The organism is Beijerinckia sp. 28-YEA-48, from assembly GCF_900104955.1.
Taxonomy (GTDB): Bacteria; Pseudomonadota; Alphaproteobacteria; order Rhizobiales; family Beijerinckiaceae; genus Terripilifer.
In genome coordinates, this window is sequence record NZ_FNSI01000001.1 from 4,662,898 (window position 1) to 4,675,714 (window position 12,817).

The following is a 12,817-nucleotide window of genomic DNA, read 5'->3' on the forward strand; positions in this document are numbered from 1 at the left end:
CGGAAAATTCCATGGCCCAGTCCGTCGCCGTGTCTCCGCTTGCGCCGAAATCCTATCCTGAACTGCCCGCCATCGAGGGCGTGCGGTTCGCCACCGCCGCGGCCGGCATCCGCTACAAGGGCCGAACCGACGTGATGCTGGCGCTGATGGACAAAGGCACCCAGGCGGCCGGCGTCTTCACCAGGTCGAAATGCCCGTCGGCGCCGGTCGAATGGTGCCGCTCGAAGCTGAAGGGCGGCAAGGCGCGGGCGTTGGTCGTCAACTCCGGCAATGCCAATGCCTTCACCGGCAAGACCGGTCTGCAGCAGGCGAAATTCACCGCCGAACTGGCGGCCAAGGCCACCGGCGCGCCGTTGGGCGAGATTTTCCTCGCCTCGACCGGTGTCATCGGCGAGCCGCTCGACGCCAGCAAGTTCAAGGGCGTGTTCGACAAGCTGGTGAAGCAGGCGTCGCCGGATGGTCTGCTCGACGCCGCTCGCGCGATCATGACGACCGATACCTTTCCGAAGGTCGCCACGGCGCGCGCCAAAATCGGCGGCGTCGAAGTCACCATCAACGGCATCGCTAAGGGCGCCGGCATGATCGCGCCCGACATGGCGACCATGCTGTCCTATGTCTTCACCGACGCGCCGATCGCCGCCGCGGCCTTGCAGGCCATGCTGTCGAAGTCGGTGCAGGGCAGCTTCAATTCCATCACCGTCGACAGCGACACCTCGACCTCCGACAGCCTGATGCTGTTCGCCACGGGAGCTGCCGCCAAGCGCGGCGCACCGAAAATCGCCAGCGCCACCGATCGCCGCTTGCTGGAATTCCGCAAGGCGCTCGATGCCGTGCTGCTCGATCTTTCCCATCAGGTGGTGCGCGACGGCGAGGGTTGTCGCAAGTTCGTCGAAGTGATCGTCGAGGGCGCGGCCACCGCTACAGCGGCCAAGAAGGTGGCTTTCGCCATCGCCAATTCACCGCTGGTGAAGACGGCGATCGCTGGCGAAGACGCCAATTGGGGCCGCGTCGTCATGGCCGTCGGCAAGGCGGGCGAGAAGGCTGATCGCGATAAGCTCGCCATCTGGTTCGGCGGCATCCGCGTTGCTCACAAGGGCCTGCGCGATCCTTCCTACGACGAGGCGAAGGTGTCGACCTATATGAGGGGCGAAGCGATCGAGCTGCGTGTCCATATCGGCGTTGGCAAGGCCAGCGGCACCGTGTGGACCTGCGATCTGACAAAGGAATATATCGCCATCAACGGCGATTACCGGAGCTGATCCAAGCTTGATGCTGCCTGAAATCCGCGACTACGACCGGCTGATCCGCGCCTTCGAATGGCGCATGCCGCAGCGCTTCAACATGGGCGTTGCGACCTGTGATCGCTGGGCGGCGCGGGAGCCCGATCGCGTCGCCATTCTGGAAGCGCGTGGCGACGATTTCGCGCCGGTCTCCTATGGCGCCCTGCGCGAGCGTTCCAATCGTCTCGCTCAGGCGCTCATCGCGCGCGGTGTGAAGGTCGGCGATCGCGTCGCGATCCTGCTGCCGCAGATGAGCGATGTCGCCGTCGCGCATCTCGCCCTCTACAAGCTCGGCGCCATCGCCGTGCCGCTGGCGGTGTTGTTTGGCATCGATGCGATCGAATATCGTTTGCGCGATGCCGGTGCCAAGGCGCTGATCACCAATGACGCCGGCTTGCAGAAACTGCGCACCGGCACGCGGCCGGCCAGCCTCGAGATCATCCTCTCGACCGATGGTGATGATGGCGACGCCGTGGATTTCTACAAAGCCATCGCGGCCGCGCCGGCCGCGTTTACGCCGGTCGACAGCACGCCCGACGATCCCGCCCTCATGGTCTATACGTCTGGTACCACCGGCCAGCCGAAGGGCGCGCTGCATGGTCATCGCGTGCTCATCGGCCATTTGCCTGGCCTGCAATTCACCCACGAATTTCTGCCGCAGCCGGGCGACCGCATGTGGACGCCGGCCGATTGGGCCTGGGCCGGTGGCCTTCTTAATGTGCTGCTGCCGTCGCTCTATTTCGGCGTGCCCGTGGTCGCTCGCAAGTTCGAGCGTTTCGATCCGGAAGCGGCGTTCGATCTGATGGCGCGGGCCGAAGTCCGCAATGCCTTCATTCCACCGACCGCGCTGCGCATGCTGCGCGCGGTCGAGGCGCCGCGCAAACGCTTCGCTTTCAATCTGCGGACGATTTCTTCCGCTGGCGAATCGCTGGGCGCCGAGACCTATGACTGGGGTCATGAGGCGCTGGGTCTGACGATCAACGAATTCTATGGCCAGACCGAAGGCAATTATGTGCTCGGCTCCAGCGCGGCGCTTGGCGTCACGCGCCGTGGCGCCATCGGCAAGCCGATCCCCGGCCATCGTGTGGCGATCGTGCGGGCCGACGGCAGCGTCTGCGCCGTTGGCGAGCAGGGGCAGGTCGCCATGGCGCGGCCGGACCCGACCCTCTTCCTGGGCTACTGGAACAATCGCGAGGCGACCGAGAGGAAATTCATCGGCGACTGGATGATCACTGGCGACCAGGGCATGTGCGACGAAGATGGCTACATCCATTTCGTCGGCCGCGACGACGACGTGATTTCCTCGGCCGGTTATCGCATCGGGCCGGGTGAGATCGAGGATTGTCTGTTGCGTCATCCAGCCATCGCGCTGGCGGCCGCCGTCGGCAAGCCCGACGAGTTGCGCGGCGAGATCGTCAAAGCCTTCGTGGTGCTGCGCGAGGGCTATGTGCCTTCCGATGCGCTGGCTGGCGAAATCCGTGACTATGTGCGCACGCGCCTGTCGGCTCACGAATATCCGCGCGAGATCGCTTTTGAAACCGAATTGCCGATGACGACCAGCGGCAAGGTCATGCGCCGCCTGTTGCGCGACAAAGACTGACTGCGCACGGGCTCGCGTCATGGCGGGCCCGAAGTGACCTGGAAAATCACCTTGCATGGGGTTGTTCCTCAGAATCTCGTGGCACCCCCCCTTCTGACGAGATTATGCGGGTGGCTAGCGGGGCAGGTTCGGCTCGAAACGGTGGTTGCGGCCTGACCGCGCGGCTTCGATGTCTTTGTTCCCTGATCCAAGAGCCACTCTCCCCGAAGCCTGCCGCGATGAAGTCGGGCTCAAATTAGGGAGGAAGGCCGGCGGAATTATGTTCTTGTTTTGTTCTAGATAGTCGGCCACGCCGCCGCCGTTTGCGTATTCGGGATGACACCAAGGCCGTGGCGTAAAAACGCTATTGGTTCTTTCCACACAGACGCGATCATCGGTTTGGCCACTGCCACGCCATATGGTTGATCCCCTCGACAGTGGTTTCGCCGGTGTCCTTTTTGAGCTCGTGACTCAGCGCTCCCGCCGCCTCGAGTGTCTGCGCCAGTGTATCGGCGTGAGTGACCACAATGATCTGGCATCGTTTCGAAGCATCCTGGATGAGGCGCGCCAGCGGTGCCAGCAAGTCCGGGTGTAGGCTCGTTTCCGGTTCGTTGAGCACCATCAAGCCGGGCGGCCTAGGTGTCAGCAACGCGGCCAGGAGAAGCAGATAGCGCAGAGTACCGTCTGATAGCTCAGTTGCCCGGAGGCTCCGCAGCAGACCTTGCTGATGCATCAACAAATCGAACTTGCCGCCGCTTTCCTTGATCTCGATCGAGGCCCCAGAAAATGCGTCATCGATCGCGATATCCAGCCCTCGATTGTCTCCGATTTCGCGGATGGTTTGAAGCGCCGCGGCCAGGTCGCCGCCATCCGAACTCAGCGCCTGTGTTCGCGTTCCAATCCGCGATGATCTTGCGGGCGCCTCCGCGTCGGTTCGAAAGTGGTCGTAAAATCGCCAGCCGCGCATCCTCTCTCTCAGAACCAGCAGTTCCGCTAGTTCCCTTGGATCGGCGGCATGGGTCATCATGCTTTCGTAGGGCGGAAGGGACGGAATGAGAACAACCCTTCGTCCCGTGCGATCGAGAGCTGTTACCGCCGGGCCGGACCGCGCAGCAAACATGTTGCGCTTGCTCAGGACATCTCCCGCCCACACGGCTTCAGCTTTGATCTCGGGATCGAGATTGAACATCGATCGACCGGGGACAGGAAAGCCAAGATCGATGGCGTAGCCATAATCTTCGGCGGCGAAGCCAAGCCGGAGAGCGACGCTGCTTTTCCTAACCGTACCTTGTATGGGATGAATGCCCTGCCGCATGGAACGCGATATCTGTTCGGGTCCCGCCCACAAGGTCGAAGGCAATCCACCTTCCGTCGCGAGCGAGGTTATGACCCGTCCTTGGGCAACCTCCGCCAGCAGCCGCAAAGCGCGGTAGAAGCTGGATTTCCCCGTACCGTTTCGGCCGGTCACGATGGTTAGGCGTGCCAGTGGCAGGACAAGATCGCGGATGGAACGGTAGCCGGAAATTGCGAGTGAATGGATCAAGACACCTCCTTCGGTGGAAACTGACTCGCCGGTGGAGACTTCGATAATTCATTATTGGAAGCAGCGTAATCTGTACCGCAGCAGCGCAGCGCTCGCTTCGTTTGAAAATGCTCACCTCTTGATGGGCGGCTGCGGCGTCGTCGTCACATGTTCGGGTCGCACGCCGATGCCGACGAAGCGAGCCGGCAGGTCGCGCAGTAGCGGGATGTAGCGAAGGTGGCGCAAGAGCCATGGCGCGCGCCCGCGCGGCTTGTCGGCGAGTGCCGGTGCGATGATACGGTTCTGCACCATCACCTGCACCCATTGCGTGACACGCACGGGCCATTCGCGGCGTTGCTGCACCAAAGCGAGATCGCTTTCCCGGATGCTACGACTGCGCAATTTCGGCGCCAGCAGATTGGCGGTGGCGATGGCGTCCTGAATGGCGAGATTGATGCCGATGCCACCGATGGGCGACATGGCATGGGCGGCGTCGCCGATGCAAAGCAGCCCCGGTTTGTGCCAGACCGGCAGGCGGTCGACGGCAACCGTCAGCAGTTTCACGTCGTCCCAGCTGCCGATCTCATGGACGCGATCGGCGAAGATCGGCGCGATCTGGACGATGGTTTCCTGCAGGTCGGTAATGGGGTGCTGTCGCAGGGAGCCGAAAGAGCCCTTGGCGATCACATAGCCGCATTGCCAGACGTCGTTACGATTGATGGTGATGAAGATGCGGCCGGCGTCGAAATGGCCCATGGGTTCGGCATCATCGCTGGCGCGGCGGCTCAGTTTGAACCACAGCACGTCCATCGGTGCGCCGAGTGTTGTCGGCTGCAGGCCGGCCTGCGCCCGCATATGAGAATCGCGGCCGTCGCACGCCACCGTCAGGTCGGCGCGGATGGTCACGGGGCCGTCAGGCGAGGTGGCGTTGATGCCGACGATGGTGTCGCCATCGCGGATCAGTTCCGTCGCCTCGGTGCGCATCAGGATACGGAAATTGCGATAGGCGCTGGCTTTCCGCGTCAGAAAATTCAGCAGGTCCCATTGCGGCATGATGGCGATGAACGGATAGCGGATGTTGATGCGTGAGAAGTCGGCGAGGATGACGTCCTCGCCATTGATGCTGCCGTGCAGGGTACGGATCTTCTCATGTGGCAGTTGCAGCAGTTCGTCGGCGAAGCCCAGCTCGTACATTGCTTGCAGGGTGGGTGGATGAATGGTGTCGCCGCGAAAGTCGCGCAGGAAGTCGGCGTGTTTTTCGAGGACGATGACCTCGACGCCGCTGCGCGCCAGCAGGGTGCCGAGCACCAGGCCGGCCGGACCGCCGCCGACGATGCAGCATTGGGTGGTGAGTGAACTGGCCACGGCAGACCTCCCGCAAAGAATGTAATCTGCGGGCGCAGCGTGATGCTGGCAAGCGGCGTTAAATAAAGCTGCTTACGAGGCTTTACGGCCGCGCAGGCGATACCAGATATGCTTGGCGAAGGCGCGGGCGCGGCGACGGGTAAGCTCGCGCGAGACAAGCGACTGGAACGACGCATTGGCGTTCTGGGTGCTGATCATCACGTCAGCGATCGGCATGCGGTCGGGCCATAGGCGGTTGATCATCGGGTGATCGGGAATGGCGCAGGAATCGACCAGCTTGATACCCTTTTCCGTGGCCAGACGCTGGGTCAGGTCGAGGGTGAAATGCACGCCGGGTGAGAGCGCCGCCAGGCTTTCATCATAGGCGACCTTCCAGAAGGCGGCGGTGTCGTCGGCGAAGAGGACGATGCCCATGGCGATGGGTTTGCCGTCGATCTCGAGGCTGTCGACCCAGCAGCGGCCCTCATGCGCCAGGAGGCGCGTCATGGTGCGGGTGAAGGTGGCGAGCGAGGGATCGCAGAGCAAAGCGGTGTGGCGCTGGCCCTTCCAGCCCTGCGCTTCCAACGTCAGGAAACGCTCGATGGCGTCGCGCACGTCTTCCGGCTCGCGGGCCGAAACATAGGTCAGCGTGCCTTTGTCTTCGAGGCGATGGCGCTGTCGGCGCAACTCCTTGCGGCGTTTGGCTGGCATGGCCGCCTCAAGCAGGCGATGGTTGTCCATGCCGCCGTGCAGCACCGCCCGGTGATGCTTGTCGAAGTGATGATATTGCAGCCGCCGCGCTTGGGCGTGCGACTGTAACAAGCGCGCCGTTTCCGTCGCGGTCGGGACGGAGGGGAACAGCATTGCCGAGACATTCGGCCAGACAGCCGCCATCCAGCGATGCATGAGGTCCAGCGCCTCGAAGCCGAAAGTCCTGTCGAGCAAGGGCGTGCCGAGCGCCATTTGCGGGGGCCGCCAGGATTTGACGACGGCGTGGCGGCCGCGCTTGGGCATGTGCACGGGACACAGGCCGATGAGGCGACCCGGCACAGCGCCGGGGCGCGGATCGTGGACGACGAGGAACATCGGTCGCTGCGACTCGGGGAAATGCTGTGCGGCGGACGTGGCGAAGGCTGGTTCGATGAAAATATTGCGGTCGAGGGCCCGACGGGCGAGATCGTCCCATTCGCTCACGATGTTCATCGCCTGCGTCCAGTCGATCAGATCGACGTGGGTCGGCTTGGCGGCGGGGCTGCTGGCGCGCTCGAGCAGCAGCGGCGTGGCGGTCGCCCGGCCAAAATCGGCAATCGTCAGATTGGTGGCCAAGGACGCCGTCGCCGCTGATCGGCGCCGCCTGATCCCGAAGGGAAGCGAATCTGCACCCATACCCAACTCCGCCGGGCTACCCGGCGCCCCCACGTTGAACTTGGACAGGTCGTGCCATTTTGGCACGGATGCTGTGTATAAACGTCGTTCACCGAACAAAGGGACAAGAACCGGGCCAATGATCGGGGAAAGGTCCGGTGTTGGTTAAAATCAGCGCAATAGGCCGCCGGGACGGGGATTCAGGGGATTGTCGGCGGTTGCCGCCGCATCGGGCGTATCGATCCGGGATTCGCCCGAAAAGGCGGCGAACAGGCCGCGCAGGTGGTCGGGCTCGAGATCGCGGACGATGAAGACGATGCGCGTCGAATGATCGTCGTCGGGCCAGCGGTCGAGCCGCTGCGGCGGATGGAAGACGTGCTGCACGCCGTGGATCACCACCGGCCGGTTGGGATCGTCGCTGAGCGCCAGGATGCCTTTCACGCGCAACAGATTGGGGCCGTGAATCTGGCGCAGCATTTCGATGAAGGTGTCGAAGGCGCCGGGCGCCAGTGCGGCGGGGCTGGTCAGGCAGAAAGCGCGGATGCTGGCGTCGTGACGATTCACATCGTGGCGATGATGGGCATGATCATGCGCGTGGCCGTGATCATGGTGATGATGATCGTGGTCGTGATGATCCGATTCGGCCGCGTGTGTCTCGGCGTTCAGCCATTTGGTGACGTCAGGATGTTTGGACTTCGGGTTCCACAAGCCGGTGTCGAACAGATTGGCGGCCTTGGCCTCGTTCACATCGATGATCGTGGCGAAGGGTGCCAGCCGGCGCAGGCGCTCGGTGATGTCAGCGCGTGCCGCCTGACTGGCGATGTCGCCTTTGGTCAGCACGATGCGGTCGGCGACGGCGGCCTGCTTCACCGCTTCGATATGATTGTCGAGGGTCAATGCGCCATTGACGGCGTCGACGGTGGTGATGATCCCCTGCAGGCGGAAGCGCAGCATCAGATAGGGATGGTACATAATCGTGTGCAGCACCGGCGCTGGATCGGCGAGGCCGGTGGTCTCGATGACGATGCGCGCGAACGGTTTCAGGCGGCCGTTGTCGAGGCGTTTGAGAATATCTTCGAGCGTCGAGACGAGATCGCCACGGATCGTGCAGCACAGGCAGCCCGAGGCCATCATCAGCATGTCGCCGTCGATCTTCTCGACGAGCAGATGATCGAGACCGATCTCGCCGAACTCGTTGATGATGACGAGCGTGTCGGCGAGCGCTGGATCGCGCAACAGCCGGTTGAGCAGAGTGGTCTTGCCGGAGCCGAGGAAGCCGGTCAGGACGGTAAGGGGAACCGGAGGCGGCGGACGGCGCTGGAGAGCTGAGGTCATCTCAGTAAGGTCATTCTGCCTTGTCGGTGGCGCGGCTGCTGGCGCTCAGCTGCTTCTTCTTGTCGGCGGTGGTGTTGGCGGCCGCCGGTTTTGGTTTCTCGGCTTTTTTCTCAGGCTTCTTTCCAGCCTGCGGTTTGGCGCCAGCTTGGGGCTTTGCAGTGGCTTGGGGCTTTGCAGTGGCTTGGGGCTTCACGCCTTTGGTCTTGTCGACCTTGGCGGATTGCGCGTTGCCCGAGAGGTCGAGCGGCTTGGCGGCCGCTGCTTTGGCGCTGGGCTTGGCCGGCTTGGCGCCGACTTTCGTCGGTTTCGCCAGCGTTTCGCCGGCCGGTTCGGTGGTCGTTGTCGCGACGGCGCGGCCGCGGCGGCCGGCGTTCTTCTTGCCACGCGGATTGTCGGCCGCCGGATCGGCGGCCTCGTCATCGTTGGCATGGGCGACAGTGCCGCTCCAGCCCGGCGCACGGCCGAGGTAGATCGGGATGGGCTGGAACACCTGGCGCGGCCCCAGATCCATGCCGGAGCTGGCGAAGGCGGCGACGGGCGCCATGGCGCGCGCGCGGTCGGCAGCGAAGAAGGAGGCTGCGCTGTCGTTCTGATTGGCCGCCGTCGCCTGCGACGGATCGCCAGCGACCGGAATGCCGAAATCTTCCTCGATGCCGCGGTTGCGATTGCGACCGCAGATTTCCGGCCGGATGTTCGGCGGGTTCGGGTCCGAGGCATCAGCGAGCGACACGACATTGCCGCCGCCGCTGGTCTGGCCCATGAAAGCGGCGTCGAGCATCGACATCACTTTCAGAGTGCGGGCCTTCGCATTGGGCGAGCCCATGACGACGGCGATGAGACGACGGCCGCCGCGCGTCGCACTGGCGACGACATTGAAGCCCGAGGCACAGACGAAGCCCGTCTTCATGCCGTCGGCGCCGGGATAGCGGCCGAGCATGCCGTTATGATTGGTGATGATCGTGCGGCCGAGCTGCAACGCACCGATGCTGTAGAGGTCGCGGTGCTCGGGGAAGTCGCGATAGAGCGCGCGGCCGAGGATCGCCATGTCGCGGGCGGAGCTATAATGATCGTCGTTATACAAGCCGTTCGGATTGACGAAATGCGATTCGCGCATGCCGAGCTGGCGCGCCACCGAATTCATTTCGGCGGCGAAGGCCGGCACGGAGCCCGCCACGCCTTCGGCGACGGTGACGGATACGTCGTTGGCCGATTTGACCATGATGATCTTCAGCGCATTGTCGAGCGTGACCTCGGTGCCGGGCTTAAAGCCCATTTTCGAGGGCTGCATCCGCGCCGCGCGATTGGACACCACCATCGGTGTGTCGAGCGACATGCGCCCGTCGCGCACCGCCTTGAGGGCGACATAGACGGTCATCAGCTTGGTGGTGGACGCTGGATACCAGGGGCGGGTCGCGTCTTCCTGGTAGAGGACTTCGCCGGATGCGGCGTCGATGACGAGCGCCGGGGTGGCAGAAGCGGGGGAGAACTGGGCGGAAGACAGTGAGCCGGAGAAGCAGGTGAGAAGGCCCACGATCGCAAAAGTGATGCGTTTCATTCAGGGATCCGAATCGCAATGTTGGACGGGGGCCGAACAGCCTGAAAGCCTGTCCTAATCCCGAACATCTTAAAATGAAAGTCGGGCCACAGCGATCCGACAACGGCTGGCATGAGGCGGGATCGGCCGCGTCATACAGGTCAGCTTTGTAATTGCTGTCCAAACTGTGGCCGATTTGCGTATATTGACCGGGAATATGCCTGAGGAGGCCTGAAATGAGTGCGGCAATCGTGGGGTGGGCGCATCTGCCGTTTGGCAAGCATGATGCGGAAACGGTCGAAAGCCTGGTGGTTCGGGCGGCTTCCGAGGCTTTGGCCCATGCCGGCGTGCCGGCGGAGGCGATCGACGAGATCTTCCTGGGGCATTTCAACGCTGGCTTCAGCGCGCAGGATTTTACCGCCTCGCTGGTGCTGCAGGCCGATCCCGGCCTGCGCTTCAAGCCGACGACGCGGGTGGAAAACGCCTGCGCCACCGGTTCGGCTGCGGTCCACACCGCCATCCGCTCGATCGAGGCGGGCCGGGCCAAGCTGACCCTGGTGGTCGGCGTCGAGCAGATGACCCGCACGCCGCCGGCCGAGATCGGCCGCAACCTGCTGCGCGCCTCCTATCTGCCCGAGGATGGCGATATTCCAGCTGGCTTCGCCGGCGTTTTCGGCAAGATCGCTGAAGCCTATTATCAGGCCTATGGCGATCAGTCGGATGCTTTGGCGATGATCGCGGCGAAGAATCACGCCAATGGCGTCGCCAATCCCTATGCGCAGATGCGCAAGGATCTGGGCTTTGCCTTCTGCCGGCAGGAAAGCGACAAAAATCCCTTCGTCGCCGGTCCGCTCAAGCGCACCGATTGCTCGCTGGTTTCCGATGGCGCGGCGGCACTGGTCATCGCCGATCTTGAAACCGCGCAGACGATGCCGCGCGCCGTCGCCTTCCGCGCCACGCAGCATGTGCAGGATTTCCTGCCGCGCGCCCATCGCGACATCATCGCCTTCGAGGGCTGCGCGCTGGCTTGGCGCAAGGCGCTGGAAGAGGCGCGGATCGGTCTCTCCGATCTGTCCTTCGTCGAGACCCATGATTGTTTCACCATTGCCGAATTGATCGAATACGAAGCGATGGGCCTGACCAAGCCGGGGCAGGGCGCGCGCGCCGTTGCCGATGGCATCACGGCGAAAACCGGCAAGCTGCCGGTCAATCCGTCCGGTGGATTGAAGGCCAAGGGCCATCCGATCGGCGCCACCGGCGTGTCGATGCATGCGCTGACGGCGATGCAATTGTGCGGTGAGGCCGGCGACATGCAGATCGATGGGGCCAAGCTCGGTGGCATTTTCAACATGGGCGGCGCCGCCGTCGCCAATTATGTCAGCATTCTGGAGCGGGTCAGGTGAGACTATGGATTAGCGCGGCGCTTGCCGCGCTTGTCGTATCATCATCGGCCTGGGCGCAGACCATGCCGAACCTGCCGCCCGGCACGTTCGATTTTTGTCCGCGCCCGGTGCGCCCGGTCTGTGTCGATGACAACGATACCTATACCAAGCCGGCGTCGCGCAAAGCCTGCGACGAGGAGATGGCGCGTTTCGTCAAGGCGACGTTCGACTATCGCACGTGCCTGACGATCCAGATGGAGAACGTCATCCGCGAGACCAACAAGCTTGCCGAAAAATTCCGCTGCAAGGCGGACGGCAAGCGCACTTGCGGGTGAGCGTTCGCGAAATTATTCGCGAATATTATTCCCCCGGCGCTCTGGCTTCGATGGCGAGCGCGTGAACGCCGTCGTTCAGTTCCTGCGCCAGGGCCTCGTTGACCAGGCGATGGCGCTGCAGGCGTGATTTGCCGGCGAAGGCCGCGGCGGTGACGCGCACCGTGAAATGGGTTTCGCCGCGCGGTTCGACGCCACCGGGATGCAACATATGCCCGGCGTGTTTCGCGGAATCGTCGATGACGTCGAGGGACACCGGCGCGAGCGCAGCGGTGAGTTTCGCGACCATCGTTTCCTTAACCGTCACTTCGTATCTCCATTCTAGGGTCTGGTGTTTCGCTCAGGCCGGCGTCTCAGGTCGGGCGTCGCGGGAAAATGTAGCAGAGGAGCTCGTCATTTTTGCATCCCTGCTTTGCCTTTTTCGCAGCGCAACACCATTTATTGCTTCCGGGCCCGACAGTGCTTGCCGCAGCCCCTCCACGTACCTAATGTTTCGAGCATGAATCTCAATTCGCCACTCTTCGATCGGATCAGGACTAAGGCGGAAGCGCCAGCGCGGCCGGCTGAGCCGGCGCGTATCCGTTGCGACCATCCTGGGTGCGATCTCCCGGGCGACCACCGGGCCCCGATGGGGCGCGACCGGGAGGGACAGTACTTCTGTTTCTGCATGAACCATGTCCGCGAGTACAACAATTCCTATAACTATTTCAAAGGGATGACCGACGACGATGTCGCCCGGTACCAGAAGGAGGCGATCATTGGCCATCGCCCGACCTGGACCATGGGCGCCAAGGGCGGCGGCAATGGATTTCGTGAGGACGGGGTCGATCCGACCGGGTTTGTCGACCCGATGGGCCTGTTCCGGGCCCGTGAGCGGGCCCAGGCCGCACCGGCGCGTCCGCGCCTGCCCGTGGCTTCGGCCAAGGCCTTGGCGGTGATGAATCTTGAAGAATCAGCCGATGCACAAACCGTGCGGGCGCGTTACAAAGAACTGGTCAAACGCCTCCACCCGGACGCCAATGGCGGCGACCGGTCTCGGGAGGACAAATTGCGCGAGATCATCCAGGCCTATAAGCATCTGCGCAGCGTCAAGCTCGCGTAAGTTTATTGGGACCGCTGGATTTTCCGGCTCATGGCTTGAGGC

11 protein-coding genes are annotated in these 12,817 nt (G+C 63.3%); 5 read left to right on the plus strand and 6 right to left on the minus strand.

What is annotated here, in order from left to right; genetic code table 11:
- The first annotated feature begins 11 nt into the window (after nt 1-11).
- Nucleotides 12-1,259, plus strand: a complete 1,248-nt coding sequence (gene argJ, locus BLW50_RS21905; RefSeq protein WP_090706562.1) for a bifunctional glutamate N-acetyltransferase/amino-acid acetyltransferase ArgJ — start codon at nt 12-14, stop codon at nt 1,257-1,259.
- Between the two features lie 10 nt (nt 1,260-1,269).
- A complete protein-coding gene (locus BLW50_RS21910; RefSeq protein WP_090706564.1) occupies nt 1,270-2,880 on the plus strand; it encodes an AMP-binding protein in 1,611 nt (536 codons plus the stop codon).
- Nucleotides 2,881-3,250: 370 nt separating this feature from the next.
- On the opposite strand, the gene BLW50_RS21915 is transcribed toward BLW50_RS21910, so the two are convergent.
- From BLW50_RS21915 to BLW50_RS31270, 5 genes are all read right to left on the minus strand, one after another.
- The gene (locus BLW50_RS21915; protein ID WP_090706567.1) at nt 3,251-4,402 is read right to left on the minus strand and encodes an AAA family ATPase; all 1,152 of its coding nucleotides are present in this window, start codon (nt 4,400-4,402) and stop codon (nt 3,251-3,253) included.
- Between the two features lie 111 nt (nt 4,403-4,513).
- Nucleotides 4,514-5,746 carry an FAD-dependent oxidoreductase gene (locus BLW50_RS21920; protein ID WP_090706569.1) on the minus strand — a complete coding sequence of 411 codons (1,233 nt, stop codon included), beginning with the start codon at nt 5,744-5,746 and terminating at the stop codon, nt 4,514-4,516.
- Nucleotides 5,747-5,818: 72 nt separating this feature from the next.
- Nucleotides 5,819-7,111, minus strand: coding sequence for a GNAT family N-acetyltransferase (locus BLW50_RS21925; protein WP_090706571.1), 1,293 nt, complete (start codon nt 7,109-7,111; stop codon nt 5,819-5,821).
- Between the two features lie 150 nt (nt 7,112-7,261).
- A complete protein-coding gene (locus BLW50_RS21930) occupies nt 7,262-8,425 on the minus strand; it encodes a CobW family GTP-binding protein (protein WP_090706573.1) in 1,164 nt (387 codons plus the stop codon).
- Between the two features lie 10 nt (nt 8,426-8,435).
- Entirely contained in the window at nt 8,436-9,980 is a 1,545-nt protein-coding gene (locus BLW50_RS31270; protein WP_090706576.1) for a D-alanyl-D-alanine carboxypeptidase family protein, read from the minus strand.
- A 215-nt stretch (nt 9,981-10,195) separates the two neighbouring features.
- Here BLW50_RS31270 and BLW50_RS21940 point away from each other — a divergent pair, with 215 nt between their 5' ends.
- Complete coding sequence (locus BLW50_RS21940; RefSeq protein WP_090706579.1) at nt 10,196-11,362, plus strand: acetyl-CoA acetyltransferase; 1,167 nt, start codon at nt 10,196-10,198, stop codon at nt 11,360-11,362.
- The gene (locus BLW50_RS21945) at nt 11,359-11,676 is read left to right on the plus strand and encodes a hypothetical protein (RefSeq protein WP_139267703.1); all 318 of its coding nucleotides are present in this window, start codon (nt 11,359-11,361) and stop codon (nt 11,674-11,676) included. The genes BLW50_RS21940 and BLW50_RS21945 overlap by 4 nt, the downstream gene beginning before the upstream one ends.
- Nucleotides 11,677-11,701: 25 nt before the next feature.
- Here BLW50_RS21945 and BLW50_RS21950 read toward each other — a convergent pair whose 3' ends face one another.
- Nucleotides 11,702-11,980: a BolA family protein gene (locus tag BLW50_RS21950; RefSeq protein ID WP_090706584.1), complete on the minus strand. Its 279-nt coding sequence runs from the start codon at nt 11,978-11,980 to the stop codon at nt 11,702-11,704.
- A gap of 192 nt (nt 11,981-12,172) precedes the next feature.
- Between BLW50_RS21950 and BLW50_RS21955 the strand changes: the two genes are divergently transcribed.
- Nucleotides 12,173-12,775: a J domain-containing protein gene (locus BLW50_RS21955; protein WP_090706586.1), complete on the plus strand. Its 603-nt coding sequence runs from the start codon at nt 12,173-12,175 to the stop codon at nt 12,773-12,775.
- The last annotated feature ends 42 nt before the right edge of the window (nt 12,776-12,817 follow it).

Coding starts and splice junctions, on each gene's coding strand:
- BLW50_RS21940 (WP_090706579.1), top strand. CDS start 10,196: ATGAGTGCGGCAATCGTGGGGTGGGCGCATCTGCCGTTTGGCAAGCAT.
- BLW50_RS21930 (WP_090706573.1), bottom strand. CDS start 8,425: ATGACCTCAGCTCTCCAGCGCCGTCCGCCGCCTCCGGTTCCCCTTACC.
- BLW50_RS31270 (WP_090706576.1), bottom strand. CDS start 9,980: ATGAAACGCATCACTTTTGCGATCGTGGGCCTTCTCACCTGCTTCTCC.
- argJ (WP_090706562.1), top strand. CDS start 12: ATGGCCCAGTCCGTCGCCGTGTCTCCGCTTGCGCCGAAATCCTATCCT.
- BLW50_RS21910 (WP_090706564.1), top strand. CDS start 1,270: ATGCTGCCTGAAATCCGCGACTACGACCGGCTGATCCGCGCCTTCGAA.
- BLW50_RS21955 (WP_090706586.1), top strand. CDS start 12,173: ATGAATCTCAATTCGCCACTCTTCGATCGGATCAGGACTAAGGCGGAA.
- BLW50_RS21925 (WP_090706571.1), bottom strand. CDS start 7,111: ATGGGTGCAGATTCGCTTCCCTTCGGGATCAGGCGGCGCCGATCAGCG.